At 72.2% G+C, this 25,871-nt stretch carries 22 protein-coding genes; 12 read left to right on the plus strand and 10 right to left on the minus strand.

What is annotated here, in order from left to right; all coding sequences use genetic code 11:
- Nucleotides 1-37: 37 nt before the first annotated feature.
- Nucleotides 38-1,561: a lipase maturation factor family protein gene (locus tag IE277_RS23025; protein ID WP_189955377.1), complete on the minus strand. Its 1,524-nt coding sequence runs from the start codon at nt 1,559-1,561 to the stop codon at nt 38-40.
- 130 nt (nt 1,562-1,691) lie between these two features.
- Here IE277_RS23025 and IE277_RS23030 point away from each other — a divergent pair, with 130 nt between their 5' ends.
- From IE277_RS23030 to IE277_RS23040, 3 genes are all read left to right on the plus strand, one after another.
- Nucleotides 1,692-2,927 carry a DUF6777 domain-containing protein gene (locus IE277_RS23030; RefSeq protein WP_189955379.1) on the plus strand — a complete coding sequence of 412 codons (1,236 nt, stop codon included), beginning with the start codon at nt 1,692-1,694 and terminating at the stop codon, nt 2,925-2,927.
- Between the two features lie 84 nt (nt 2,928-3,011).
- Complete coding sequence (locus IE277_RS23035; RefSeq protein WP_189955381.1) at nt 3,012-5,093, plus strand: SpoIIE family protein phosphatase; 2,082 nt, start codon at nt 3,012-3,014, stop codon at nt 5,091-5,093.
- A 45-nt stretch (nt 5,094-5,138) separates the two neighbouring features.
- A complete protein-coding gene (locus IE277_RS23040; protein ID WP_189955383.1) occupies nt 5,139-6,002 on the plus strand; it encodes an Fpg/Nei family DNA glycosylase in 864 nt (287 codons plus the stop codon).
- Between the two features lie 13 nt (nt 6,003-6,015).
- Here IE277_RS23040 and IE277_RS23045 read toward each other — a convergent pair whose 3' ends face one another.
- The 3 genes from IE277_RS23045 to IE277_RS23055 all read right to left on the minus strand — a co-directional run bounded on the left by IE277_RS23045 (nt 6,016) and on the right by IE277_RS23055 (nt 8,052).
- Nucleotides 6,016-6,672, minus strand: coding sequence for a zf-HC2 domain-containing protein (locus IE277_RS23045; protein WP_189955385.1), 657 nt, complete (start codon nt 6,670-6,672; stop codon nt 6,016-6,018).
- Nucleotides 6,673-6,823: 151 nt separating this feature from the next.
- Nucleotides 6,824-7,339, minus strand: coding sequence for a hypothetical protein (locus IE277_RS23050; protein ID WP_189955387.1), 516 nt, complete (start codon nt 7,337-7,339; stop codon nt 6,824-6,826).
- A 143-nt stretch (nt 7,340-7,482) separates the two neighbouring features.
- A complete protein-coding gene (locus IE277_RS23055; protein ID WP_189955389.1) occupies nt 7,483-8,052 on the minus strand; it encodes a sigma-70 family RNA polymerase sigma factor in 570 nt (189 codons plus the stop codon).
- 251 nt (nt 8,053-8,303) lie between these two features.
- Between IE277_RS23055 and IE277_RS23060 the strand changes: the two genes are divergently transcribed.
- On the plus strand, nt 8,304-9,452 hold the full coding sequence (locus tag IE277_RS23060; RefSeq protein ID WP_189955391.1) for a CapA family protein: 1,149 nt from the start codon (nt 8,304-8,306) through the stop codon (nt 9,450-9,452).
- On the opposite strand, the gene IE277_RS23065 is transcribed toward IE277_RS23060, so the two are convergent.
- Both IE277_RS23065 and IE277_RS23070 read right to left on the minus strand, forming a co-directional pair.
- Nucleotides 9,453-10,877, minus strand: a complete 1,425-nt coding sequence (locus tag IE277_RS23065) for an amino acid permease (protein ID WP_189955393.1) — start codon at nt 10,875-10,877, stop codon at nt 9,453-9,455.
- Nucleotides 10,878-10,917: 40 nt separating this feature from the next.
- Entirely contained in the window at nt 10,918-11,880 is a 963-nt protein-coding gene (locus IE277_RS23070; RefSeq protein ID WP_189955395.1) for a LysR family transcriptional regulator, read from the minus strand.
- Nucleotides 11,881-11,982: 102 nt separating this feature from the next.
- Here IE277_RS23070 and IE277_RS23075 point away from each other — a divergent pair, with 102 nt between their 5' ends.
- Nucleotides 11,983-13,236, plus strand: a complete 1,254-nt coding sequence (locus tag IE277_RS23075; RefSeq protein ID WP_229881917.1) for an MFS transporter — start codon at nt 11,983-11,985, stop codon at nt 13,234-13,236.
- Here IE277_RS23075 and IE277_RS23080 read toward each other — a convergent pair.
- On the minus strand, nt 13,172-13,651 hold the full coding sequence (locus tag IE277_RS23080; RefSeq protein WP_189955399.1) for a universal stress protein: 480 nt from the start codon (nt 13,649-13,651) through the stop codon (nt 13,172-13,174). The genes IE277_RS23075 and IE277_RS23080 overlap by 65 nt on opposite strands.
- Nucleotides 13,652-13,784: 133 nt before the next feature.
- Here IE277_RS23080 and lysX point away from each other — a divergent pair, with 133 nt between their 5' ends.
- Together lysX and IE277_RS23090 are read left to right on the plus strand one after the other, a co-directional pair.
- Nucleotides 13,785-17,063: a bifunctional lysylphosphatidylglycerol synthetase/lysine--tRNA ligase LysX gene (lysX, locus tag IE277_RS23085; protein WP_189955401.1), complete on the plus strand. Its 3,279-nt coding sequence runs from the start codon at nt 13,785-13,787 to the stop codon at nt 17,061-17,063.
- Nucleotides 17,064-17,207: 144 nt separating this feature from the next.
- On the plus strand, nt 17,208-18,050 hold the full coding sequence (locus tag IE277_RS23090; protein ID WP_189955403.1) for a polysaccharide deacetylase family protein: 843 nt from the start codon (nt 17,208-17,210) through the stop codon (nt 18,048-18,050).
- A 12-nt stretch (nt 18,051-18,062) separates the two neighbouring features.
- Here IE277_RS23090 and IE277_RS23095 read toward each other — a convergent pair whose 3' ends face one another.
- Nucleotides 18,063-18,734, minus strand: a complete 672-nt coding sequence (locus IE277_RS23095; RefSeq protein ID WP_189955664.1) for a class F sortase — start codon at nt 18,732-18,734, stop codon at nt 18,063-18,065.
- A gap of 333 nt (nt 18,735-19,067) precedes the next feature.
- Between IE277_RS23095 and IE277_RS23100 the strand changes: the two genes are divergently transcribed.
- Nucleotides 19,068-19,868, plus strand: a complete 801-nt coding sequence (locus IE277_RS23100; RefSeq protein ID WP_189955405.1) for a hypothetical protein — start codon at nt 19,068-19,070, stop codon at nt 19,866-19,868.
- 107 nt (nt 19,869-19,975) lie between these two features.
- On the opposite strand, the gene IE277_RS23105 is transcribed toward IE277_RS23100, so the two are convergent.
- Together IE277_RS23105 and IE277_RS48855 are read right to left on the minus strand one after the other, a co-directional pair.
- Nucleotides 19,976-20,740: a bestrophin-like domain gene (locus IE277_RS23105; protein WP_189955407.1), complete on the minus strand. Its 765-nt coding sequence runs from the start codon at nt 20,738-20,740 to the stop codon at nt 19,976-19,978.
- 33 nt (nt 20,741-20,773) lie between these two features.
- On the minus strand, nt 20,774-20,902 hold the full coding sequence (locus tag IE277_RS48855; RefSeq protein ID WP_268252646.1) for a hypothetical protein: 129 nt from the start codon (nt 20,900-20,902) through the stop codon (nt 20,774-20,776).
- A 22-nt stretch (nt 20,903-20,924) separates the two neighbouring features.
- Between IE277_RS48855 and IE277_RS23110 the strand changes: the two genes are divergently transcribed.
- From IE277_RS23110 to IE277_RS23125, 4 genes are all read left to right on the plus strand, one after another.
- Nucleotides 20,925-21,218: a hypothetical protein gene (locus IE277_RS23110; protein WP_189955409.1), complete on the plus strand. Its 294-nt coding sequence runs from the start codon at nt 20,925-20,927 to the stop codon at nt 21,216-21,218.
- Nucleotides 21,219-21,642: 424 nt separating this feature from the next.
- Nucleotides 21,643-22,611 carry an SCO0930 family lipoprotein gene (locus tag IE277_RS23115; protein WP_189955411.1) on the plus strand — a complete coding sequence of 323 codons (969 nt, stop codon included), beginning with the start codon at nt 21,643-21,645 and terminating at the stop codon, nt 22,609-22,611.
- Nucleotides 22,612-22,905: 294 nt separating this feature from the next.
- Nucleotides 22,906-23,718: an SAM-dependent methyltransferase gene (locus tag IE277_RS23120; protein ID WP_189955413.1), complete on the plus strand. Its 813-nt coding sequence runs from the start codon at nt 22,906-22,908 to the stop codon at nt 23,716-23,718.
- Complete coding sequence (locus IE277_RS23125) at nt 23,715-25,859, plus strand: putative bifunctional diguanylate cyclase/phosphodiesterase (RefSeq protein WP_189955415.1); 2,145 nt, start codon at nt 23,715-23,717, stop codon at nt 25,857-25,859. Before IE277_RS23120 ends, IE277_RS23125 begins: the two co-directional genes overlap by 4 nt.
- Nucleotides 25,860-25,871 lie beyond the last annotated feature (12 nt).

Consider the following 25,871-nt stretch of genomic DNA (forward strand, 5'->3'; position numbering starts at 1 on the left):
TTCCCTTGGCTCCGCGCCGGGGGTCGGTTCTCGCCGCTCACGTTGGGATGTGAGGGTCGGGGAGTGGGCGCAGGCGGATAGGGGGAACCAGGTCTCGGACGTATTCCCGGTGCCAGCAGGCATGCGTCTCTCGCAGCTCCTGCCACGTCGTGAAGCGGTACCGGTAGAGACGCGCGCGCACGAACGCCGGAGGGTGGTCGGGGAAGGGGTTGTGCCGGATCAGGCGCAGCGTGTCGCGGTCGTTGAGCAGGAGTCGCAGGACGAAGCCGTCGAACCAGGGGACGCCGTATTCGGGGGAGAGGGCTACAAACCAGAGCAACCAGTCAAGCCTCAAGTGATAGGGCGCGAACTGGCGCGGCCACCGCCGCGGCTCGCTGGGCTTGCCGTGGAAGCTGTACTCCTGCCACACCGCATCGGCGGGAACGTCCTGGTCAGCGCGCTCAAGCACCCGGTAGCCCTGGTTGCCTCGCTCCTTGTACCAATCCGCCTGGTGCCGGTCCAGGCGCAGATGGTAGGGAGCGGCGTCGTCCGTCGTGCCCTCGACCGCCACCTCGTAACGGACCCGGCTGACGCTGCCGAACGCGCCGTAGGTGTTCACCAGGTGCAGCGGGTCGAAGGAGCGGTTCATCACCTGCCGGCGGGAGATCATGTTCGTCACCGGGTGGTAGCTGAGGACGACCAGCAGCGCGGCGAGCGCGAGCACCACGACCTCGTACCACAGCGGGGCCGCCGGCACGGCCGGCGCCGAGCCGGGGATCCGCAGCGCGGACAGGGCCAGCACGATGGTGATCCAGTTCAGCCAGGAGAAGTTGCCGGACAGCACCAGCCACAGCTGGGTGACGATCATCAGCGCGGCGGCGGCCGAGGCGATCGGCTGCGGCGTGAACAGCAGCACCGGCACGACGAGTTGGGTGAGGTGGTTGGCGGCCACCTCCGCCCGGTGCAGCGGCCTCGGCAGATGGTGGAAGAACCAGCTCAGTGGGCCCGGCATCGGCTGTGTCTCATGGTGGTAGTACAGGCAGGTCAGCGTCCGCCAGCACGTGTCGCCCCGCAGCTTGATCAGCCCGGCGCCGAACTCGACCCGGAACAGGATCCAGCGCAGCAGGAACAGCACCAGGACCGGCGGCGCCACCTCGTCGTTGCCGAGGAACGCGGCCAGGAAGCCCGTCTCCAGCAGCAGCGACTCCCAGCCGAACGCGTACCAGGTCTGGCCGACGTTGACGACCGACAGATACAGCGCCCACGGTGCCAGCCACAGCAGGATCCCGGCCCACAGCGGCAGCAGCGAGTCCGCGCCGGCGAGCAGCGCCGCGGACACCGCGCAGCCGGACCAGGCGCAGCCCGCGAAGAAGCGGTCGGAGTAGTGCAGCTGGAACAGGCTCGGGGCGCGCGCGAAGGGGATCCGTGCCACGAAGCGGGGGATCGGCAGCATGCCCCGCTCGCCCAGCAGGGCCCGGAACTGCAAGGCCGCCGTCAGGAACGCGACCAGGTACACGGCCGCCAGCGCCCGCTGGAAGACCAGCCGGCACAGCCAGTAGTCGGCAGCGGTGAACCAGTCCACGGCTGTGCGCGCCCTTCGTCACGGCCAAACCGCCGGTGTCGTCTTCATCATGGCTCCCCCCGAGTTGCCAGCCAAACCGGCGCAAGGCACACAATAGGGAGAAGTCACCCACAGTGTTGCGGAGTGTACGGTGCGGATACCCATCGGATCCACCGGATCCACCGGATCCATCGTCCTCGCCTGGGCCCTCTCGATGGCGTTCCTCGTCGCCGGCTGCGCCCGCCCCGGCGTCAAAGAGGCCCGGATGGGCGAGGACGTCTATCTCCTCCCCGCCGCGGCGCGTGGCCCCGACCCCTTCACCGGCTCCACGGTCACGGCGACCACCGCGCCGACGGCCCCCGGCACGGGCAGCGCCGACCCCACCGCGCCCCCGCCCACCGGCACGGCCGACCCCACCGCCCCCGCGACCCAGCGCGTCAGCTCCACGAGACCGCCCGTCGCCGCCTCCTCCCGGCCCGCGCTGCCCGCCGCGCTGGTCGCCGCGCCCCTGCGGTCGGTACGCGTGCTGTCCGGCGCGACCCCCGGCCTCTACAGCGGCACCCCGCGCGTCGCTGGCTGTGACGTCGAGCGGCAGCTCGGGTATCTGACGGCGGACCCCACCAGAGCCGCCGCCTTCGCCCGCGCGGCCGGCGTCTTGGGCGGCGGCCTGCCCGGCTTTCTGCACGGTCTGACCCCGGTCGTGCTGCGCGCCGACACCCGGGTCACCAGCCACGGCTACCGCGGCGGGGAGACGGCCGGCTACCAGGCCGTGCTCCAGGCCGGCACCGCCGTCCTGGTCGACGACCGGGGCGTGCCCCGGGTGCGCTGCGCCTGCGGCAACCCGCTGGGCTCGCCCGAGCCGACCCACGGGGGCTTCGGCGCCCGGGGCAGCGCCTGGTCCGGCTACCGGCCGGGCCAGGTGATCGCGGTGACCCCGGCGCCACGGGCCGTCACCAGCTTCACGATCGTCAATGTCGAGACCCGCACCTGGATCGAACGCCGGATCGGCCACGACGTACGCGACGACCATGTCGTACCGGCGCCCGCCTGGGCCACCGGCGCACCCCACGACACGACCGCCCCCAGCGACACGGCCTCCGCACCACCGGAGAGCTCCCCGGCCGTTCCGCAGCGGACCGGGCCGGGCCCCTCTGCCGGCACGACCGGCGGCCCACGCGTGAGCCCGACCGGCACCGGCACCGTCACTCCGACGGCCCCGGGCCTGCCCGCCGGGCGGAGCACCTCGGCCCCCGGTACCACCGACCCGTGGGCCCTGCCGTCGTTCGGTCTCATGCCGGGCACGCCCGGCCTCGCGGACACGCCCTTCGGGACCGACCCGTTCGACGGGATCGGCCTGCCCGACCTCCCTGCCCCGCCCGGCGGCTGAGCCCCCGGAACCGGCCCCCGCACGCCCGGGACCGCACCGGACGATCAGGTCGAAGATTCCGGTGAATCCTGGCAAGGTGGGCCCATGGCAGACCGGGGAGCGAGTGCCATGTCACTCCCGGAGGACTGGCCCGCCCACCCGGACCCGATCCTGGCGCTCAACGGGATGGGCACCTTCGACTGGGACCTGGACACGGGCCTGTTCCACATGGACGCCCAGGCGTACCAGGTGTTCGACCTGCTGCCCGAGGAATTCGACGGACGCCCCCGGTCCCTGGCCGTACGGGTACCGCCGCCGGAGGCGGCCCGGCTGGACGCCGTCGTGGCGCGGGCCATCAAGGACGGCAGCGAGAACTACGGCACCTACTTCCGCATCCGCCGCCGTGACGGCACCCCGCGCTGGACCCACACCCAGGGCTACATCCGGCGGGACGACACCGGCCGCCCGCGCCGGGTCGTCGGGATCGTCCGCGACGCCACCGGGGAACTCGCCGACAGCGCGGCCCGCAGCCTGCGCGCCGCCCACGACGAGGCGTTCCGCCAGCAGACCAACATCGTGCAGATCGTCTCGGCGGCACTCGCCCACGCCCGTACCGTCCGCGACGTCATCGACGTCCTGAAGGACACCCACGGCATCCGCCGCCTCGGCGCCACCAGCCTGGTGATGGGTCTGGTGGAGGCGAGCCGTATCCGTCTGGTCGCCGAGGCCCCCGTCGGCAGCTTCGTGCCCGCCAGCCAGGTGAACCGCATCGACGAGCCGTACCCCATGAGCGAGGTCGTGCGCACGCTCCTGCCGCGCTTCATCGAGTCCCCGGAGGAGTTCGCCGAGGGCTACCCGGTCCTCTGGCCGCACCTGACCGGTCTGCACATCACCTCGGCCGCCTATCTGCCGCTGATCGCGCAGGCCCGCCCGATCGGCGCGATGGGCCTGCTCTACGCCGACCGGCGCGGCTTCTCCGCCGAGGAGCGCGCCGTCCTGGTCGCGCTCGGCAGCAGCATCGCGCAGAGCCTGCAGCGCGCCATGCTCTACGAGCAGGAGAAAGACCTTGCCCAGGGCCTCCAGCAGGCCATGCTGCCCCGCACCATCCCGAGCGTCCGCGGTGCCGACATCGCCGTCCGCTACCGCGCCGCCACGGCCGGGGGCACCCTCGGCCGGGACATCGGCGGCGACTGGTACGACCTGATCCCGCTGCCCGGCGGCCGGGTCGGCGCGGTCATCGGCGACGTCCAGGGCCATGACACCCACGCCGCCGCCGTCATGGGGCAGTTGCGGATCGTGCTGCGTGCCTACGCCGCCGAGGGACACACCCCGGCCACCGTGATGGCCCGCGCCTCCGTCTTCCTGCACGAACTCGACACCGACCGCTTCGCCACCTGCCTGTACGCCGAGGCCGACCTGTCCACCGGGGTCGTCCAGGCGGTCCGCGCCGGGCACATCGACCCGCTGATCCGGCACAGCGACGGCACCTGCAGCCGGGTGCCGGTCGAGGGCGGGCTGCCGCTCGGCCTGTCCGCCGAGTTCAGCCGGCTGGAGTATCCCGTCTCCACCCTGGAACTCGACCCCGGCCACACCCTGCTGCTGTGCACCGACGGGCTGGTCGAGAAGCCCGGCGCGGACCTCGACGACGGCATGCGCCGGCTGACGGCACTCGTCACGGACGGCCCGGACGATGTGCGCGCGCTGGCCGACCGGCTGATCCAGCTGGCCGAGGAACGCGGCGGCGACGACGACGTGGCGCTGCTCCTGCTGCGCCGCCGCGCCCCGGAGGCCGCGCGGGCCGGCGGCCGGCTCCAGCAGCATGTGGCCCCCGGCGACCCGGAAGCCCTGACCCACGCCCGGCACATGATCCGCGCCGCGGTCCGCCGCTGGGGCGCGGGCGAGCGCGCCGACGAGATCGAGCTGGCCGCCGACGAGCTGATCACCAACGCGCTGATGCACACCGAGGGCTCCGCGATCGTGACCCTGCGGGCGATCGACGACGGGGAGCGCAGGCTGCGCATCGAGGTCGAGGACTCCTCCAGCGCCCTGCCGCGCCGCCGGGAGGCGGGCGAGGACGGCGTCTCCGGCCGGGGCCTGCTTCTCGTGGACCGGCTCGCCGACGCCTGGGGCGTGGAGGCGCGCGGCGGCGGCAAAGCGGTGTGGTGCGAGTTCCGCCCGGACGGCTGACAGGGCTCGCCCGGCCTTGTCAGTGCCCGGTGGCACTCTGGACGTATGCCGGAACTGCCCGAGGTCGAAGCGCTCAAGGACTTCCTCACCGAGCACCTGGTCGGCCATGAGGTCGTCCGGGTGCTGCCGGTCGCCATCAGCGTGCTGAAGACGTACGACCCTCCCGTCGGCGCGTTCGAGGGCAGCGAGGTCACCGCCGTGTACCGGCACGGGAAGTTCCTCGACATCGAGGGCAGCGCCGGTCTGCACTTCGTCACCCATCTCGCCCGCGCCGGCTGGCTGCACTGGCGGGACCGGTTGCCGGACGGCTCGCCCAGGCCGGGCAAGGGGCCGCTGGCGCTGCGGGTGGCGCTGGAGACCGGCGAGGGCTTCGACCTCACCGAGGCCGGCACCCAAAAGCGCCTCGCGGTGTATGTCGTCCGCGATCCGCGGCAGGTCGAGGGCATCGCCCGCCTCGGCCCGGACCCGCTCGCCGCCGGCTTCGACGAGGAGCGCTTCGCTGCGCTGTTGGGGGACGAGAGACGCCGGCTGAAGGGCGCGCTGCGCGACCAGTCGCTGATCGCGGGCGTCGGCAACGCCTACAGCGACGAGATCCTGCACGCCGCGAAGATGTCCCCGTTCAAGCTCGCCGCCTCGCTGACCCCGGACGAGACCCACCGGCTCTACACGGCACTGCGTGACACGCTCACCGAGGCCGTCGAGCGCTCCCGGGGGGTGGCCGCCGGACGGCTGAAGGCCGAGAAGAAGAGCGGTCTGCGGGTGCACGGCCGGACCGGCGAGCCCTGCCCGGTGTGCGGCGACACCGTCCGCGAGGTCTCCTTCAGCGACTCCTCGCTGCAGTACTGCGCGACCTGCCAGACGGGCGGCAAGCCCCTGGCGGACCGCAGACTGTCCCGGCTGCTGAAGTGATTCCCCGCCGACGTCACTGCGGCGCCTCGACGGACACCAGCCGCTGTCCGTCCGTGGTGCGCACCTCGTAGCGGTCGATCTGGTCGCGGTGCATCGTGGAGGATCCGAGCGCGGTGAAGGAGCTGGAGCCGTGGCCGGTTTCGGTCCAGGTGCCGGCGATCTGCTCGGAGCCGTCGCGGCCCACTACGACGAGGCGGCAGCTGTGCGGGCCGGTGGCGTCCTTCACCCGCAGCAGCAGACGGCTGCCGCTGTCCCCGTCGTCGGCCGTGACCTCGGCCCACACCCCGGTCCCCGGATCCGTCGCCGCGGTGATGTGGGCGGCCGGCTCCCCACGGCCGGCGAAGGCCACGACGCCCGGACCGGCCACGGCCAGCACCACCGAGGCGGCCAGGCCGTACAGGAAGCGCCGGCGGCGCACCCGGTGCCGGTGCGCGACCTCGCCGAGCAGCCGCTCCAGCAGCCGGGGACCGGGCTGGGACATGGGGTGCACAAAGCGCGGCGTGGCGCGGCGGTACAGCATCAACTGCCGTGTGGCCGGTCCGAATTCGGTCACCTGTGCCGCGCACTGAGCGCACTCCATGAGGTGGTCCTCGAAGCGGAAGGCCTCCGCCTCGTCCAGCACGCCGAGCGCGTACGCGCCGACGTCGCGATGCCTTTCCAGGGACCTCATGCCGAATCCTCGTGCCGATGGGTGCGGGTGGGGTTACTCCGTGCACCCACCCGTACGCAGCCGACAGCCGAATCACTCAAGCCACCCACAGAATCCGGGAGAGGAGATTCGGAGCGGCCCGGCCGGCGGATTGGTCCGATTTCGAGAAACCTCAGAAAAGATGGATCGCCAGATGCCCGAGGGGCAGCCCGAGCCGCCAGGCCGGGGTCCACACCTTCGGCCCGTCGTCCTCGCCGGCCGGCGCTCCGCCGCCCGGCACCGCGTCCAGATCCGGCGCGAGCAGCTCGGTCTCCTCCAGCCAGCGCCAGGCGTCCGCGGCGAGGGCCAGATCGGGGGAGGGGGTGCCGGACCGCTCGGCCGCGTCGGCCAGCTCGGTCATGCGCTCGCGCACCCAGTCCCGCCAGGGCTGGTCGTAGGCGGTCAGCGACAGCCAGTTCTCCAGCTGGGAGATCACCCGGATGCCGGACAGCTCCCCGTCGGTGTCGGACAGGAAGACGGTCAGCGCCAGGGCGTCCCGCCCGGCCCGGAACTCGAAGGACGTCGGCGGCATCAGATCGCCGGTGCGCAGCAGCTCGTCGGCGATGTACTCGGCGTACAACCAGGCCATGGGGACGGCCAGTTCACCGCCGTCGGTGCCGTCCGTGCTCTCGTGCCCTCTGTGCAGCATCCCTTCCTGCCCTTCCTCCGGTACGTGCGCGTCGCCCGAATTCCCGGGCCCGGCCCCCGCCCGGAACGCGGATGAGGACAGCCCATTGCCCGAACGGGGGCCACAGCAAGGCGCTTTACCGAGGTTTGACCAGGCCGACGGTTTCAGTACAGGTCGGCCGCATAACCCGGAAGGACCCGGCGCAGCGCGCGCAGCGCGTAGAACGCGCGGGATTTCACGGTACCGGGTGGAACGCCCAGGGTCTGCGCCGCTTCCGCCACACTGGCCCCGCGGAAATACACGAGTACCAGGACGTCACGGTGTTCCCGCGTGAGTGTCTTCACAGCCTCCCGGACATCGAGCGTGGCGGCGGCCCGTTCGGCGTGATCGGCGGCCACCCGCGCGGTCTCGGGGATCTCGTCGCCGGTCTCCGGCGGCCGGGCCAGCCGGGCCCGCCGGGCGTCGATGGCGAGCCGCCGGGCGACCGTCAGCAGCCACGGCCGTACGGAGTCGAAGTCGTCGGCGTGCAGCGCCTCGGGATGCTGCCAGGCGCGCACCAGGGTCTCCTGGACGAGGTCCTCGGCGCGCTGCCGGTCCCCGTCGCAGAGCCTGAGCAACAGGGTGAACAGCGGTCCGCCGTGCTCGCGCTGGAGCGCGGCCAGTTCGTGCTCGGCGGTCGTCGTCCGGTGGGTCGGTGTCACGGTCCCGTGGATGAGTGAGGTTCCGGCCGTCATGGCCGTATGGCAGCACAGGGCGCGGCCGGGGAACAGAGCGCGTGCACGGCTGCGCGGTGACCGGTCGATCGTGTCGGTGAAGCTCGCTCACGCGCTCGGGCGGGTGCTCGCGCGAGCGCTCGGTCGCGGGGTCCGGCACGGCGCCGGATGGGCTAACGAGCCCGCTCGGGTTGTTTATCCGACAAGCAAGATTCGTACCCATATGCCCGTCACGGTTTTGTCGGTAAATACGACATTCCTGGGGTGAGCTGATGATCGGACGCAGACAACAGGTGGCCCTGGCCTTCACCGCCGTCCTCGCGGCCGGGGCCGCCTGCCAGAACCACGCGCGCGAGGAGTCCGGGCACGCGGCCCCGTCCGGGTCCGCCACCGCCCGTGGCTTCACCCTCGTCGCGACCGGTGACGTCCTGCCGCACACCTCCGTCATCGACCGGGCGGCCTACGACTCCGGCGAGGGCGGCTTCGACTTCCGGCCCATGCTCTCCGGCGTCCAGCCGGTGGTCTCCCGCGCCGATCTGGCGCTGTGTCACATGGAGACCGTCTACGGCGCCGACGGCCAGTACTCGGGCTTCCCCTCCTTCAAATCACCCCCGCAGATCGCCCAGGGCCTCGTCGCGACCGGCTACGACGGCTGTTCCACCGCGTCCAACCACTCCCTGGACGACGGCACCGCCGGCATCCGCCGCACCCTGGACGCCATGGACCGGGCCGGGCTCCGGCACGCCGGCACCGCCCGCACCGAGGCCGAGTCCCGCTCGGTCACGATCCTCAAGGCCGGCCCCGCCAGGGTCGCGCATCTCGCGTACACCTTCGGCGGCGACGTCCGGCCGCCCGCCGGCCGGCCCTGGGCCGTGAGCCACATCGACGCGGGGCGGATCATCGCCGACGCGCGCGCCGCCCGGAAGGCCGGTGCCGACGTGGTCGTGGTCTCGGTGCACTGGGGCACCGAGTGGCAGGAGGAGCCGGACCGACTGCAGGTCGGCCTCGCCCAGCGGCTCACCGCCGCCGCCACCGACGGCCGCCCGGACATCGATCTCATCCTCGGCACCCACGCCCATGTCCCGCAGGCCTACGAGAAGGTCAACGGCACCTGGGTGATCTACGGCATGGGCGATCAGATCGCCGGGCAGATGTACAACGCGCAAGGCGTCCGGGACCCGCGGGGCAACGAGTCCACCATCGGCCGCTTCACCTTCGCCCCGCCCGTGCGGCCGGGCGACCGCTGGGAGGTCCGCAAGGCCGAGTTCATCCCGCAGCTGTACGACCTCGACGCCGGCCGGGTGGTGGACGTCAACCGGGCCATCGCCGACGGCGCCGGTCTGGAGGGGGTGCGCGACCGCATCCGGGACGTGGTGCTCAGCCGCGGAGCCGCCAAGGACGGCCTGGTCATGGGGGAGTGATCACTCGGCGGTCGCCCGCCCGGCCAGCGCCGAGCGCTGGTAGGAGTAGCCGAAGTAGATCACGCAGCCGACCACGAACCACACCGCGAACCGCACCCAGGTCTCCCACTGCAGGAACGTGATCAGCCAGATCGAGAAGACCACACCCAGCGCGGGCACCACGGGCATGCCCGGTGTGCGGAAGGTGCGCGGCAGCTCGGGCTGGCGGTAGCGCAGCACGATCACCGCCGTGCACACCACCACGAACGCCAGCAGGATGCCGATGTTGGTCAGCTCGGCCGCCGAGCCGATCGGCACGAACCCGGCGATGGCGGCCGAGCCCGCTCCGACGATCCAGGTCACCCGGGTCGGCACATGGCGCGTCGGGTGCGTCTTGGCGAACCACCTGGGCAGCAGCCCGTCCCGGGACATCGAGAACCACACCCGGGTGACACCCAGCATGAACGTGAACATCACCGTGAGGATGCCGATGATCGCGCCCACCGCGATCACATCCGCGAGGCCGGTCAGCCCGACCGACTTGAACGCCGTCGCGAAGCCGCTCTCCTTGTCGATGTCCTTGTAGTTCTGCATGCCCGTCAGCACCAGACAGGCCGCCACGTACAGCACCATCGAGATGGCGAGCGAGTAGAGGATCGCCTTCGGCATGTGCCGCTGGGCGTCCTTGGACTCCTCGGCCGCCGTCGACATCGCGTCGTAGCCGAACACCGCGAAGAACACGGTCGCCGCGCCGGTGAAGGCGCCGCCGACGCCGTACGGGAAGAACGGGTGGTAGTTCGCCGTGTCGATGTGGAACACGCCCACCCCGATCACCAGCAGCACCACCAGCACCTTCAGGGCCACGACGACCGTCTCGAAGCGGGCCGCGCTGCGGATGCCCAGGTTCAGCAGCCAGGCGATCAGCAGGCACAGGATCGCCGCGAACAGGTCGACGCGGTGCCCGTCCCCGGTGCCGGGCGCGCCCAGCATCCAGTGCGGCAGGTTCGCGCCCATCTCCTCGACCAGGAAGCCGAAATAACCCGAGATGCCGATCGCCACCACCGCCACGATCGCGGTGTACTCCAGCAGCAGGTCCCAGCCGATGAACCAGCCCGCGAACTCGCCGAGCACCGCATAGCCGTAGGTGTACGCCGATCCCGCCTTCGGGATCAGCCCGGCGAACTCGGCGTACGACAGCGCCGCACAGGCGCTCGCCACACCGGCGATGAGGAACGACACCAGCACCGCGGGCCCGGCCGTGCCGTTCGCCACCGTGCCGGCCAGCGTGAAGATACCCGCGCCGATGATGCCGCCCACGCCGATCGCGGTGAGCTGCCACAGGCCGAGCGACCGTTCGAGCCGGGGGCCCTCGCCGACCTCGGTCTCCTCGATGTGCTCGATGGGTTTGCGGCGGAGAATCCCCTCACCCGCGCGGAGCTTGGCCATGCGTCTCACCTCTTCGCCGAAGGCAACGGCTGACGGCGGATCATGATGGCTCAGGGGCGTCACGGACGGAAGACGCCACGCAAGCCCAGGAAGGAGTCCAGGTGCCGGCGGCGGCGCGCAGGGACCAGACCTCGGCCAGATGGGTGCGGAGCGCGGCGAGCGCCGGGTGCGGGTCGGCGGCGGACCACAGGAGGCAGTGCGGGTAGACGGGGGTCGGGTCGACCAGCGGGATACGGCGCAGATCATGGCCGGCCGGCCAGGTCAGCCGGAGCCGCTCCGTGACGAGGGTCGCCAGCGTGTCGGAGCCGGCGACCGCGTCCTGCACCGCCCCGGTGAAGTTGGCGCCCCGGGAGTCGATGGTGAGGCCGAACTCGGCGGCGAGCGAGGCGTAGTAGGCGGCCCACTCGGTGCCTTCCACGATGCCCGGCATCCAGATCCGGTGCCCGGCCAGCTGCCCGGGTGTGACCGAGCGGTGGCCGGCCAGGGCGTGCCCCGGGCCGGTGAGCAGCTGGACCGGCTCGTCGTACACCCGCGCGGCCTCCACGCCCCTGGGCAGCGGCCGGCCGGGCATGGCGACGGCGCGGAAGGACGCGTCGATCGTCCCGGAGCGCAGGGCGGTGAGCGCCGAGTCCACGTCGAAGAGCGTGACGACGTCCAGGGCGATGTCCGGGTGCGCCTCGTGGAAGCCGCGCAGCAGCGCCGCCGGGGCGAGCCGCGCGCCGATCACGTCGACCCGCAGAGCGCGCCGCCGTGGCCGTACCGAGGCGGTCGCGCGCTCCTCGGCCAGCAGCAGCTCGCGCGCGTGCGGCAGGAAGGTCCGGCCGTCGGCGGTCAGGCCGGCACCCCGGGCGGTCCGGGTGAACAGCCGCACCCCCAGCTCCTTCTCCAGCGCGGCGATCCGCTTGGAGACGGCCTGCTGGGTGACCGCGAGCACCGCCGCGGCCTCCTGGAACTGGCCCGAGTCGGCCACCGTGACGAAGGTGCGCACTGCCTTGAGATCCACCTCGTCACCGTACAACCGCTGGTTGTGGCAGGTGGCCCCTGGGTTGTTTGATTCCGCAGCCACCTGCACGTTTTCATGTCCCGGGGCAACGGGAGGATATGCATGGGACGGCGGTTCGGGTGGCTGTGGGCCGCCTACTCGGTGAGTGCGCTCGGTACGTATCTCGCCTTCGACGCGTTCTCGGTGATCGCCGTGGTCGCGCTGCACGCCGGGCCGGCCGAGGTGGCGCTGCTCGCCGCGACCGGGCCCGCGGTGGGTGCCGTGCTGGCGGTGCCGCTGGGGCCGTGGATGGAGTTCCGGCGCAAGCGGCCGGTGATGATGGGGATGGACCTGGTCAGGTTCGCCGCGCTGCTGACCGTGCCCGCCGCCTACGCGCTCGGCGGACTCGGCCTCGGTCAGCTGCTGCTCGTCTCCATGACCGTGGCCGCGGCCGACATCGCGTTCAACGCGGCGTCCGGTGCCTTCCTGAAGACGCTCGTGCCGGCCGACGGGCTGCTCGGTGCGAACGCCCGGTTCGAGTCCACGAACTGGACCGCCCTGGTCCTCGGGCCGCCCCTCGGCGGCGCCGCGATCGGCCTGTTCGGTCCCGTCACGACGGTCGTGGCGAACGCGGTCAGCTTTCTGCTGTCGGCCCTGGGCATCAGGGCCGTCGGCGGCGGCGAGCCGCGCCCCGGGCGCACCGGCGCCGAACGCCTGCGGGCCGCCGACCTGCTCGACGGCTGGCGGCACATCCTCACCAGCCCGGCCCTGCGGCCGCTGTTCTTCAACAACCTCGCCGCCAACGCCCTGATCATGGTCGCCGTCCCGCCGCTGGCCGTCCTCATGCTCGGCCCGCTCGGCTTCGCCCCCTGGCAGTACGGTCTCGCCTTCGCCGTGCCCTGCCTCGGCGGCCTCCTCGGCTCACGCGTGGCGCGCCCGCTGGTCGCCCGGTACGGGCAGCAGCGGGTGCTGCGCACCGCGGGCACCCTGCGCGTCGTCTGGCCGCTGGGGCTGGCCTTCGTCCGGCCCGGTCCGCCCGGCCTGCTGCTGGTGATGGCCCTGGAGCTCGGCGTGATCACCTGCTCGGCCGTCTACAGCCCGGTGTCCGCCACCCGCCGCCTGGAGCGCACCCCGAACGACCGGGTCGCCCGCACCCTGTCCGCCTGGTCGATCACCGGCAAGGCCACCACGGCCGCCCTGACCGCCCTGTGGGGCCTGCTGGCGAGCCTCACCGGACCGCGCACCGCCATCGCCCTCGCCGGAGTCCTGCTGCTCGCGACCCCGCTCCTGCTCCTGCGCGAGCCTCGGGAGGCTACGGCACCACCGTCACCGGCCAGCGTCCCGCCTTCACCAGCCGCACCGCCACAGAGCCGATGATCCGGTGCCCGGCCTGCTCCGAGGCGCCCACGACCACCGCGTCCGCCGTCAGCTCGTCGGCCGCCTTGACCAGGCCGTTGTAGGGGTCGCCGCGGAAGGTGTGGAACTCCCAGCGCACCTCGAATATCCCCTTGACCCGCTCGGCCGCCTCCCGGATGTAGGCGACCAGGTCCTCGGCGATCTCGTCGGTCGTCTCCGCCACCGGCGCCCCGAGCGCCGCGCCGGCCGCCAGCACCGGCTGCACGTACACCACGGCCAGCAGCGCGTGCTGCCGCCGGGCGAGCCCGCCCGCGTACGCCGCGGCACGCAGCGAGGAGTCGGAGCCGTCCACCCCGACCACGATGACCTTCGGTCCGTCCGTACCCCGCTCGAACCCCGAGTGCGAGGGCGAGTGCTGCTCGTGCTGTTCCGTCACGGCGTGAGGCTATCGGAACCGGCCCTTCCCCCGGCGGCGCGGGGCCGTTCCGCGCCGGTTGGACACGGCCGCCCGGGCAGCCGGGCGCCGGCTCGACGGGCGAGGCGGGCGCCCGCTTCCTACAGTCGACATCATGACCGTCAGCGCGGAGCCCGCCGCACCGAGGGACCCCACGGCCCCGCTACGCCCGCCCGCCGCCGGGCGGCTCGGCTGGGTGCCCGAGGCCTTCGCGACGCTCTTCGCCGCACTCGGCCTGCTGTGCGCACTGATCGCGCTCATCGAACCGCTGCGGCGCCTGCTCCGCCCGGTCGCCCGCACCCTCGACGCGCTGTTGGTGCCCATCAGCGCCAACCTGGCCTACGCCGTCTTCCTGTTCCTGCTGGCCGCCGCCACCGCCGCCCGCAAGAAGGTCGCCTGGTGGCTGGTCGTCGTCTATCTGGGCCTGCTGTGCCTCACCGACATCCTCGGCGTGGCCCTTCGCCAGTACGCCGCGTCGCTGCCGTCCCTGGTGCTGTGCGGCCTGCTGCTGCTTCTGCTCGTCGTGGCCCGCGGGGAGTTCTACGCCGCCTCCCGCCGCGGCGCCCTGTGGCGGGCCATCGGCGTCCTGCTGGCCGGGCTCGCCGCGGCGATCCTGCTGGGCTGGGGCCTCGTCATGCTGTTCCCGGGCACGCTGCCGGCGAACGAGCATCTGGTCTGGGCGGCCGACCGGGTCCTCGGCGGACTCTTCCCGTCCAGCACCTTCTCCGGCCGCCCGCCCCGCCGGGTCACCTTCGTGCTCGGCCTGTTCGGCGCCCTCGCCCTGCTCAACGCGGCCGCCGCGCTCTTCCGTTCCCAGCGCCTGGAAGCAGCACTGCACGACGACGAGGAAGCCCGCATCCGCGCCCTCCTCAAGGCCTACGGCGCCCGGGACTCCCTCGGCTACTTCGCCACCCGCCGCGACAAGGCCGTCGTCTTCTCACCCAGCGGCAAGGCCGCCGTCACCTACCGCGTCGAGGCCGGCGTCTGCCTCGCCAGCGGCGATCCCGTCGGCGACCCGGAGGCCTGGCCGCACGCCATCGCCACCTGGCTGGACCTGGCCCGCCGCTACGCCTGGGCGCCCGCCGTGATGGGCGCCTCCGAGGACGGCGCCCGCGCCTACGCCCGCGCCGGCCTCGGTGCCCTCCAGCTCGGCGACGAGGCGATCGTGCACGTGGCCGCCTTCGACCTCGACGGCCGTGACATGCGGGTGACCCGGCAGGCCGTGCACCGCGTCCGCCGCACCGGCGCCACCTGCCGCATCCGCCGGCACGCCACCCTCACCGAACACGAGATGGAGGAGATCGTCGACAAGGCCGACGCCTGGCGCGACACCGAGACCGAACGCGGCTTCTCCATGGCCCTGGACCGGCTCGGCGACCCCGCCGACGGGGACTGCCTGCTCGTGGAGGCCCTCGGCGAGGACGGCCGGCTCCTCGCCCTGCTGTCCTTCGTGCCCTGGGGCCGCGACGGCGTCTCCCTGGACCTGATGCGCCGTGACCGCGCCGCCCCGAACGGCGTCATGGAGTTCATGGCCGCCGAACTGTGCGCCGCCGCCCCCAAGCTGGGGGTACGCCGGATCTCGCTGAACTTCGCCGTCTTCCGGTCCGTCTTCGAGGAGGGCGCCCGGATCGGCGCCGGACCCGTCCTGCGTCTCTGGCGCCGGCTGCTGCTGTTCTTCTCCCGCTGGTGGCAACTGGAGGCCCTGTACCGCTCCAACGCCAAATACCACCCGGAGTGGTACCCGCGGTTCATCTGCTACGGCGACACCGGTTCCCTCGCCCGCATCGGCCTCGCCTCCGGCATCGCCGAAGGCTTCGTCTCCGTACCGTCGTTGCGCAAACTCTGGGGAAAGGGGCACCCGAAGACCGGGCAGCGGCCCGCCACCACCCACGGGCTGCCGTCCCTGACGGCGCTCGGCCTCGACGGAGGGGACCAGGCCGGGCCGGCCGCCCCGGACGCGGGCCTGCCCGACCAGGTCCGCGTCCGCCACCGCAAGCTCGACCGGCTGCGCGCCGGCGGCACCGACCCCTACCCGGTCGGCGTCCTGGCCCCCACCCACGCCCTCGCCGACGTGCCCCCCGGTGAGGAGGTCACCGTGGCCGGACGGCTCATGCTGGTCCGCGACTTCGGCGGCATCGTCTTCGCCGTGCTGCGGGACTGGTCCGGCGACCACCAGATCGCCCTCACCCGAAGCACCTCGGGCGCCGCCCTCGGCCGCTTCACCGCCGGCACCGACATCGGCGACCACATCACCGCCACCGGCCGGGCCGGCCTCAGCGACCGCGGCGAACCCACCGTCTTCGTCACCGACTGGCAGCTCACCGGCAAGTGCCTGCGCCCGCTGCCCGACAAACGCCGGGGCCTTGCCGACCCCGAGGCACGCGTCCGCCGCCGCTATCTCGACCTCGCCACCAGCCCCGCCGCCCGCGCCGTGCTCCGGGCCCGCTCCACCGCCGTACAGGCCCTGCGCCAGGGCCTGCTGGACCGCGGCTACGTGGAGGTCGAGACCCCGATGCTCCAGCAGATCCACGGCGGCGCCAACGCCCGCCCCTTCACCACCCACATCAACGCCTACGACCTCGACCTGTATCTGCGCATCGCCCCCGAGCTGTATCTGAAGCGGCTGTGCGTCGGCGGCCTGGAGAAGGTCTTCGAGCTGGGCCGCACCTTCCGCAACGAGGGCGTCTCCTACAAGCACAACCCCGAGTTCACGATGCTGGAGGCCTACCAGGCGTACGCCGACTACGACGTCATGCTCGACCTCACCCGCGAGCTGATCCAGGGCGCGGCGACCGCCGCCTTCGGCTCCCCGGTGGCCCGCAAGGACGGGCAGGAGTACGACATCTCCGGGCAGTGGCCGGTCAGGACGGTGTACGGCGCGATCTCCGAGGCGCTGGGGGAGGAGATCGGCCCCGGCACCGAACTGCTGCGGCTGCACCGGCTGTGCGACCGGGCCGGGGTGCCGTACACCGCCGACGACGGCCCCGGGGACATCGCCCTGGAGATGTACGAGCGGCTCGTCGAGGACCGCACCCGGCTGCCCACCTTCTACAAGGACTTCCCGACCGGTGTCTCACCGCTGACCCGGCAGCACCGCACCGACCCGCGGCTCGCCGAACGCTGGGACCTCGTCGCCTTCGGCACCGAACTCGGCACCGCCTACTCGGAGTTGACCGACCCCGTGGAACAACGCCGACGGCTCACCGCACAGTCGCTGCTGGCCGCCGGCGGCGACCCGGAGGCCATGGAACTGGACGAGGACTTCCTGCAGGCCCTGGAGTACGCGATGCCCCCGACCGGCGGCCTCGGCATCGGCGTCGACCGCCTCGTGATGTTCCTCACCGGCCTGACGATCCGCGAGACCCTGCCGTTCCCCCTGGTGCGCCACCGCTGACGGCACATGCCGCTCGGTGACCGCTGTCCGGACCCCCGAGTGGCCGACCGGGACCGTGCCCGTGCTCCGCCGTCCGGGTGTAATCCCACCGCCGCACCGGTGTCGCGGTGGTGCGCCGGAGTTCGGTGGGGCGACTGATGAGTCATGCAGAAGGATCATTTCTTCACGCGGCGCCGGATGCTCCTCGCCGGCGCCGCCGCTCTGGGCGCCGCGGGTACCGGTGGAGCGGTTCTGGCGGGCGTCGGCGAGAAGACCTCAGGGACCGCCGCGGCCCCCGCGCCCGTGCCCGGTCCGCAGGCCCGGCCGGCGCTCAAGGGATCCGCCTTCCGGCTCCAGCCGCTCACCGGTGACGGACCGCCGCACACCCCGGCGCACCGGCTGAAGGTCCGCGAGGAACCCATCCTGCGGATCTCCGGGCGCGGCCGGCACATGATGCTGACCTTCGACGACGGCCCCAACCCGGACTACACCCCGCACATCCTGGACACCCTCGCCAAGTACGACGTGCGCGCGATGTTCTTCGTGTGCGGGGAATGCGTCGCCGACTACCGGGAACTGGTGGCACGGATGGCCGACGAAGGCCATGTCGTCGGCAACCACACCTGGACGCATCCGCTGCTGACGACCCTCAACCGCAAGGAGATCCACTCCGAGATGGCGCGCACGAGCGACATCATCGAGGACACCTACGGCGAGCGCCCGCAGTGGTTCCGCGCACCCTACGGCGCCTGGAACCGGGCCGCGTTCCAGCTGGGCGCCGAGATGGGCATGGAGCCGATGGCCTGGACGGTCGACACCACCGACTGGATGGAGCCCGGCACGGACACCATCACCGACCGGGTCGAGAGCGGCGCCGCCCCCGGGGTCGTGGTGCTCTCCCACGACGCCGGGGGCGACCGCTCGCAGACCGTTCACGCCATCCATGAATGGCTGCCCTATCTCATCGACTCCGGATATCACCTGACGGTCCCGCGCCGCCGCCTGTGACGCCTTTCCGGATCAGTTCACCGCGACCAGGCGGGCGAAGGCGACGACGTTCCCGTCGTAACCGTTCCGCTTGGAGAATCCGCCGCCGCAGGTGATGACCCGCAACTCCGCAGTTCCCTTCGAGCGGTACACGCGGTCGCCCGGGAAGCCGCTCTTGGAGAAGACCTCGACGCCATAGGTCTCGAACACCGCGGTCTTCCCGTCCTTGCGCAGCACCTCGATCCGGTTCCCCTTCTTCAGGGCCCCGAGTCCGTAGAACACGGCAGGGCCGCGCTGGTTGTCGACGTGTCCCACGATGACGGCGGTGCCCTTCTCGCCGGGGGAGACCGCGCCCGTGAACCAGCCCGCCAGATTGGGGTTGTCCGGCGGCGGCGCGGTGACCCAGCCGTCGGTGTTCAGACCGACGGGCATCACCGGAGCGTTCACCTGGATCGCGGGGATCCGGACCCGGTCGACGGCGGAGAACGCGAGCGGCGCCGCGGCCGCGGAGAGGGTGCCCGTGCCGGTACGGGTGTCCGGGGCCACCGCCGAAGCGGGCTGCGGCGGACCGGCGTCGAACTCGCCCGAACCGTTGCGCATGAGCGCCACGCCGGTCAGCAGCAGAAGCGCTATCACGCCCCACGGGGCGCGTCTGCGCCGCCGCTCCTCCTCTTTGGCCAGCTCGGCCAGCTCGAACGCGGACATCCGCCATTCCTCCTCGACGCGGTCGCCACCACCTCCAACGCGCATGGGAAAACGCTAAGTCCCGTGCGCGCGGCGGGCGACGGGGCAAGTGGCGAACGGGTGGCCGGGGGCCTTGGTGGTGCGCCATCCGAGTTGCCATTCCCAGGATTTTTCTGACACTCCGTGACCTGCGGCAATATCCGATTGTGTGCTTTTCGTCCGGCGTGTTGCCTCACCAGGACGGACGATTCTCGACATGCGGGCGTGTTCCGCGCGCCCGAGTGTCGTCCCGGGAGGTGTTCTCTCGCCGATCGCCCGGGGACAGGCCCCCGGCTGCCTCCCGCGGAGGATCACATGCGAAACCAACGTGCCCTGGTGGCCGCGTGCGCCGCGGTCGCGGCGCTCGGGCTCGCTGTCCCTGTGGCCGTCGCGGACGGCATGGGCAACGACAACGGAATGTCAGTCGACAACGCGGGGTTCGGCAACGGCGGCGGCCCGACCGACAACCACGGGGGCGGAGACCCGGGCAACAGCAGCTTCAGCGGCAGCTTCAGCATCCACGGTCACTTCGACGACAACGGCAACCGTGGCTCCGACGGCGGCCGGGGCGACGGCGGCCACGGGGACGGCGGCCGTGACGCGGGCCGCGGGGACGACTTCGGGGGCCAGGGCGGCGGCGACCAGGGCGGTCGTGGTGACGACTTCGGGGGCCGGGACGGCGACCAGGGCGGACGCGGCGATGACTTCGGGGGCCGGGACGGCGGCCCGCGCAGCGTCGTCGCCACGCCCCATGTGATCGCGAGCGGCGCCCCCCTCACCGTCACCGTGAGCGGCTGCCGCGGCGGCACCGTCTCCTCCCGCGCCTTTCCCACCACCCAGCTGAACCCGTTCCGTGACGACACGGGGCGGGCGCACACCCGCATCGACCACGACGCCCGTCCCGGCCGGTACGACATCACGATCCACTGCGACGGCCGGTCGCTCACCCGCCCGGGCGCGTTCACCGTGCTCGGCGGGGTCCAGGGCGGAATCGGCGGCGGCATCACCTCCGGCGCCACCCCGACCGACATGGCGATCGGCGCCGGACTCGTCGCCTCGGCGTTCATCGGGGGCGGCCTGTTCTGGCTGCGCCGCCGGCGCGAGAAGGGGATCTGACCCACAGGGCGTACAAGGCGATCGCCCCGGTCCCTGACGGGAACCGGGGCGATCGCCGTCCGGCGGGAGAGCGGTCGCACGGCGAGCGCGCGGCCGCGGCCGGGCGACTATCCGGTGACCCCCGGGAACATGTTCAGAAACGGTTCCGCGGTCACCGCGATGCCTCGGCTGTACGGCGCATCGAAGTCCCAGATGAGGAACAGCATGAACGCGATCGTCGCCGAGAACAGCCCGGCCAGGATCAGTTCGCGCCTGGTGCGCCGGATCTGCAGCGCGAACACCATGCCGACGGTGACCACCGCCCCGGCGAGCAGGCCCCACCACACGACCGACGGCATGGTGGCCCCGGTGGAGTCGGCACGGGCGTTGCGCGCCTGGTCGGCGGCGGACATCTGGTCCAGCAGCGGCTGGTAGGCCTGCGCCTGGAAGTCGTTCTTCGGCTGGTAGTCGGTGACGTCCTGGCGGACCTTCTGCAGCAGCTGCGCGCCACGGCCGGTCACGTGCTCGTCGGCCGACATCGTCCGCCACTCGTGGTCCACGACGTAGCCGACATAGGCGTTGACATCGTCCCGGATCCTGTCACGGACGTCCGCCGGATACACCCGGACCCGCTCGGAGATCTCGTGCAGCGCCTGGGCCTCGCTCTGCACATAGTCCTGCGCGGCGCTGCGGGCCTCCCACACGCCGGCGATGGCCAGGCCCAGCACGATGGCGTACACGACGCCGATCCACATGGTCATGTACTCGATGACGTCCGGGGTGTCATTGGGATCCTCGTCCTCGGGCGCCCGTTTGTGCCGCATGAGGGTGACGGTCACCACGACGGCACAGGCCGCAAGCATCGCGAGGACGAGAACAAGCCAATCCGGCAACGGATACCTCCAGAAGATGAGCCGGCCCACGCGTCAGCGCGGGCGCAGGGCCGCGACGGCGACGATCGCCGGAACGGTGATGAGCAGGACATAGGTGACCGGAGTGGTGTGGCCGGGCGCGGCGTGTGCGACGGGATGCGGGTGGTACGCCGGATAGGTCACCCGGGCCGTCAGGGTGTGCGGCGTGGGCGTCGGCCTGGGGGTCTGGGTGGGCGTCGGCGCGGGGGTGGGTGTCGGTGCCGGCCGCGGGGACGGCGGAGCCGGGGCGGGCCGGGCCGGCGGCTTCGGCACCGGAGTGGGCTTCGGCACCGGGCGCGGCGTCGGTGTCGGCGTCGGTGTCGCCGTCGGTTCCGGCCGAGGCGGTGGCGGTGGCGGCGGGGGTGGCGGTTTCGGCGTCGGGGTCGGCGAAGGCCGGCACGGCGGCAGGGTGAAGCCCGGCCAGGGCCGTGGTGTCGGCCAGTGGCGGTCGCCTGCGTAGGCCACCGCCGCGCTGCCGTCCGGGCCCGCCGAGGCGTACGCGCAGGCGTCGGCCGACGCGACCCCGACCGGGCAGCCCACCAGGGTCCAGGTCAGCGCCGCCAGGGCCAACACCCGTACGGCGGGCGGATATCGGGTCGGTTCGGGTCCATGCACGACGAAGATCATGGGGTGTGGAACCCGGTCGTACGCCGTAGCGCGGCGGTATTGCTCCGAAGGAGGGACATACCGCGATCAATGGTTTGACGCGGTGAGCGATCCGATGGGCGTGCTCCGCACATCTGTACGGGCCGCGTGGGGTCCGGAAAGAATTTCCGGAGGAACTTCCCCGCCCGTTGAACACTCCGGCCCCCGCGGTGCGTATCCATGGCCGTGCGGCGGCGCGGCAGGCGCTGCAACATCCAGGCGAATATGGGGAGTTGGACATGAAGACCTCCTGGCGGACCGCCTCACTGGTGGCCACAGCCGCTTCGGTGCTGGCGCTGACGACGGCGTGCGGTCAGGACAACGGCACCACCCCGGCATCGGCGGCCCAGAACGTCGGGGCCACCGCGCCCGCGGGCAGCCCGACCACCGGCGCCGGAGTCGGCACCGGCACGAGCGCGGGCAACGGCTACGGCGCCGACGGCAGTCAGAGCTCCGGCTCCCCGTCCCCGGCCGCCCCCGCGGGCAAGCTGACCGTGGCCGCCAACCCCGACCTCGGCAGTGTGCTCACCGACGGCTCCGGCCTCACCCTGTACCGGTTCGACGCGGACACTGCCAATCCGCCCAAGTCGAACTGTGCCGGCGCCTGCGCGACCACCTGGCCGCCGGTGCCCGCCGACGACGCCGCCGCCGGCGCCGGCATCGACAAGGCGCTGCTGGGCGAGGTCACCCGCGCCGACGGCACCAAGCAGCTCACGGTCGGCGGCTGGCCCGCCTACCGTTACGTCAAGGACGTCAACGCCGGTGACGTCAACGGCCAGGGCGTGGGCGGCAAGTGGTTCGCGCTCGCCCCCAACGGCAAGAAGGCCTCCCTGGCCGCGCAGCCGGGACTGTCCGTCCGCAAGGACCCCAAGCTCGGCGACATCGTCGTGGACAAGAACGGCAGGACGGTCTACCGCTTCCTGAAGGACAAGGCCTGGCCGAAGTCCGTCTCGAACTGCACCGGAGCCTGCCTGGAGAAGTGGCCGGCGGTCGCTCCGGTCAAGGCGGAGGACACCCAGGGCGTCAAGAAGAAGGGCCTGATGGGCTTCACCCGCCCCGACGGCACCAAGCAGATGACCGTGAACTGCTGGCCGGTCTACACCTTCTCCGGGGACAAGGCCCCCGGCGACACCAACGGTCAGGGCGTGGGCGGCACGTGGTACGCCGTCTCGCCCGACGGCAAGCCGGTCGGCGCACCGGGCAACTAGATCACCTCCCCAGGGTCGATCGCCCCGCCCGACCCGGAGCGCCACCGAAGGTCCGCCCCCTCCGCACCGCACGGAGGGGGCGGACCGTTGTGCATGGAGGGGTGCCTCGGTGGGGAGGAGCAGCCCAAGCGCGCACCGGCATCACACAACGGGGTCGTACGGGCACTTGCCGCAGGCAGTGGCGGGGAACGGACGGTCAATTTCCGGTTTGGGTCGCTCCGTTGGCGGGCGATCAGTAGCCTCAGCTCGAACACCGGATCGCCTGTCCCTGTCGCCTACCCCTGGGAGAGATATATGGAGCGCCCCGCCTGGGCCCCCCGGAGCATCGACATCTCGGTGCCGAGCGTCTCGCGGATCTACGACTATTACCTGGGCGGTTCGCACAACTTCGAGGTGGACCGGGACGCGGCCCGCAAGGCGATGGAGTTCCTGCCGGGGCTGCCGAAGATCATGCAGGCCAACCGGGCGTTCATGCGCCGCGCCGTGCGGTTCGCGGCAGACCGGGGCATCACCCAGTACCTGGACGTCGGCTCCGGCATCCCGACGTTCGGCAATGTCCACGAGCTGGCCCAGTCGGCCGTACCCGGCGCCCATGTGCTCTACGTCGACAACGACCCGGTCGCCGTCGCGCACAGCCAGGCCGTGCTGGCGGGCAACGACATCGCGGACGTGGTCGCGGCGGACCTGCGCAAGCCGCAGGAGATCCTCTCCAGCCCCCAGCGGGAGCGACTGATCGACCTGAACCGTCCGGTCGCCCTGCTCCTCGTTGCCATACTGCACTTCGTGGAAGACGCGGACGATCCCTACGGTGCGGTGGCCGAGCTGAGCGAGGCCCTCGCGCCCGGCAGCCTGTTGATCCTCACCCATGCCTCGTACGAGGGAATCCCGGTGCCTGCCGAGCGGGCCGAGGGCGCGGTGGACGTATACAAGGACATTCGCAACCCGCTGATCATGCGCTCGCGCGACGAGATCGCGCGGTTCTTCGAGGGGTACGACATGGTGGAACCGGGACTGGTGCCGATGCCGCACTGGCGGCCGGAGTCGGCGCCGGAGGACGAGGATCCGTTCGCCTTCTCCGGATTCGCCGGCGTGGGGCGTACGGCGTGAGGGCGGAGCCGGACGGGCCGGAGGACAGACTGCGCCGGTTCACGACGATCTGGAGCCGGGCCGTCTACCCCGTGACCTCCACGTCGCGGACCCGCGCGGAGTTCGAGGAAGAACTCCTTCCGCTCGCACGCCGGTTGAGCGAGCTGCTGCGGGCCCGCGGCTTCGACGCGGACGGCGCGAAGGCGGTCGGCGCCGCGCTGGTCGGCGCGCACTGCACCGACCCCGAGGCGCTCACCCGGACCCTGGACTGCGTCGACGCCTATCTGGTGCTGTACTGCGCCGAGGACGGCCCCCAGGACCAGCCGCGGATGCGCTCCTCGCGGTTGCAGCACGCGATGGCCGCCGGGTACGCGCAGGCGCTGCGCGAGCGGACGCTCGTGGAGCAGGAGGCCATCGCCCAGGCCGCGTTGCAGGCCCAGGGCGTGGTCGCGCAGGCGCTGCACGCCAGCGAGGCCCGCTTCCGCGCGGTCTTCGAGGGCGCGGCCATAGGGATCGGCATCGCCGACCTCGACGGCAACATCCTGCAGGTCAACGAGGCGCTGCTGCGCATGTTCGGGCTCTCCTCGCACATCCTGCGCGACCGCCGTGTGCAGGACTGGGTGCATCCCGAGGACGCCCCGCAGACCTGGAGGCTCTACGAGGAACTCGTCCGCGGCGACCGCGAGCACTACCACCTCGAAAAGGCCTTCAACCGCCCCGACGGCACCGTGCTGTGGACCAATCTGACGGTCTCCCTGCTGCGCGACGCCGACGGCGCCCCGCAGTACCAGCTCGCCCTCATGGAGGACACCACCGAGCGCAGGCTGCTCAACCTCCGGCTGCGCTACGAGGCGACGCACGACGCCCTCACCGGGCTGCCCAACCGCACGCTGTTCTTCGAGCGCCTGGAGAAGGTGCTGGCCGCGGGCGAGGGACAGCGTTTCGGGCTGTGCTACCTCGACCTGGACGGCTTCAAGACCGTCAACGACAGCCTCGGGCACGCGGCCGGCGACCGGCTGCTGGTGGAGGTCGCCGACCGGCTCCAGTCCTGTGCCACCGCACCCGGCGAGATGGTCGCCCGGCTCGGCGGCGACGAGTTCGTGGCCCTGACCACCGGTCCGGGCACCGAGCGCGCGGTGGACGAACTCGCCGAGCGCATCATGAACGCCCTGATCACCCCGATCAGCATCGACGGCCGGGATCTGATGGTGCGCGGCAGCCTCGGCATCGTGGAGGGCCCGGCCGGTGAGCGCACGGCGGCGGAAGTGCTGCGCAGCGCCGACATCACCATGTACCGGGCGAAGTCGGCGGGCGGCAACCGCTCCGAACTCGCCGACCCGGAGGCGGACGCCCGCGCCATCACCCGCCACGGCCTCACCACGGCCCTTCCCACGGCCCTGGAGCGCGGCGAGTTCTTCATCGAGTACCAGCCGCTGGTCCACCTCGGCGACGGCAGTGTGCGCGGCGCCGAGGCCCTGGTCCGCTGGCTGCACCCGCAGCACGGAGTGCTCGGCCCCGACCGCTTCATCCCGCTCGCCGAGCACACCGGTCTGATCGTCCCGCTCGGCCGCTGGGTGCTGGAGGAGTCCATCCGCCAGGCCCGCGCCTGGCGGGAACGCCACGGCGAGGAGACGGCCGCCGGTCCGCTGCGCATCAACGTCAACCTGTCGCCGTGCCAGCTCACGCATCCGGGTCTGGTGCAGGACACCGTCGACATCCTGGAGCGGGCGGGTGTCGCTCCGGAGGCGCTGTGTCTGGAGGTCACCGAGTCCGCGCTCATCGGGGCCGACGACGATCTGCTCAAACCCCTGCGCCGGCTCGCCGAGATGGGCGTCGACATCGCCCTGGACGACTTCGGCACCGGTTACTCCAACCTGGCCAACCTGCGCCGGCTGCCGGTGAGCATCCTCAAGCTGGACCGCTCCTTCACCCAGGGCATGCAGCAGTTCCCCGCCGACCCCGTCGACCTGAAGATCGTCGAGGGGATCGTCACCCTCGCCCACAGCCTCGACCTCGCGGTCACCGTCGAGGGTGTGGAGACCGGCGCCCAGGCCGAGCAGTTGCGGATACTGGGCTGCGACACGGCCCAGGGCTGGTACTACGCCCGCCCCGGCCCACCGGAGCGACTGCACGACCTGGCACTGGTGGACGCGACGGGGTGAGCTCTTCGGGGA

The sequence above is a fragment of the Streptomyces alanosinicus genome, assembly GCF_014650595.1.
Taxonomy (GTDB): Bacteria; Actinomycetota; Actinomycetes; order Streptomycetales; family Streptomycetaceae; genus Streptomyces; species Streptomyces alanosinicus.

Excerpts from the sequence above, each read along its gene's own strand:
- IE277_RS23035 (WP_189955381.1), top strand. The coding sequence starts at position 3,012 with ATGGCAGACCGGGGAGCGAGTGCCATGTCACTCCCGGAGGACTGGCCC.
- IE277_RS23040 (WP_189955383.1), top strand. The coding sequence starts at position 5,139 with ATGCCGGAACTGCCCGAGGTCGAAGCGCTCAAGGACTTCCTCACCGAG.
- IE277_RS23045 (WP_189955385.1), bottom strand. The coding sequence starts at position 6,672 with ATGAGGTCCCTGGAAAGGCATCGCGACGTCGGCGCGTACGCGCTCGGC.
- IE277_RS23050 (WP_189955387.1), bottom strand. The coding sequence starts at position 7,339 with ATGCTGCACAGAGGGCACGAGAGCACGGACGGCACCGACGGCGGTGAA.
- IE277_RS23055 (WP_189955389.1), bottom strand. The coding sequence starts at position 8,052 with ATGACGGCCGGAACCTCACTCATCCACGGGACCGTGACACCGACCCAC.
- IE277_RS23060 (WP_189955391.1), top strand. The coding sequence starts at position 8,304 with ATGATCGGACGCAGACAACAGGTGGCCCTGGCCTTCACCGCCGTCCTC.
- IE277_RS23065 (WP_189955393.1), bottom strand. The coding sequence starts at position 10,877 with ATGGCCAAGCTCCGCGCGGGTGAGGGGATTCTCCGCCGCAAACCCATC.
- IE277_RS23075 (WP_229881917.1), top strand. The coding sequence starts at position 11,983 with ATGGGACGGCGGTTCGGGTGGCTGTGGGCCGCCTACTCGGTGAGTGCG.
- lysX (WP_189955401.1), top strand. The coding sequence starts at position 13,785 with ATGACCGTCAGCGCGGAGCCCGCCGCACCGAGGGACCCCACGGCCCCG.
- IE277_RS23090 (WP_189955403.1), top strand. The coding sequence starts at position 17,208 with ATGCAGAAGGATCATTTCTTCACGCGGCGCCGGATGCTCCTCGCCGGC.
- IE277_RS23095 (WP_189955664.1), bottom strand. The coding sequence starts at position 18,734 with ATGTCCGCGTTCGAGCTGGCCGAGCTGGCCAAAGAGGAGGAGCGGCGG.
- IE277_RS23100 (WP_189955405.1), top strand. The coding sequence starts at position 19,068 with ATGCGAAACCAACGTGCCCTGGTGGCCGCGTGCGCCGCGGTCGCGGCG.
- IE277_RS23115 (WP_189955411.1), top strand. The coding sequence starts at position 21,643 with ATGAAGACCTCCTGGCGGACCGCCTCACTGGTGGCCACAGCCGCTTCG.
- IE277_RS23120 (WP_189955413.1), top strand. The coding sequence starts at position 22,906 with ATGGAGCGCCCCGCCTGGGCCCCCCGGAGCATCGACATCTCGGTGCCG.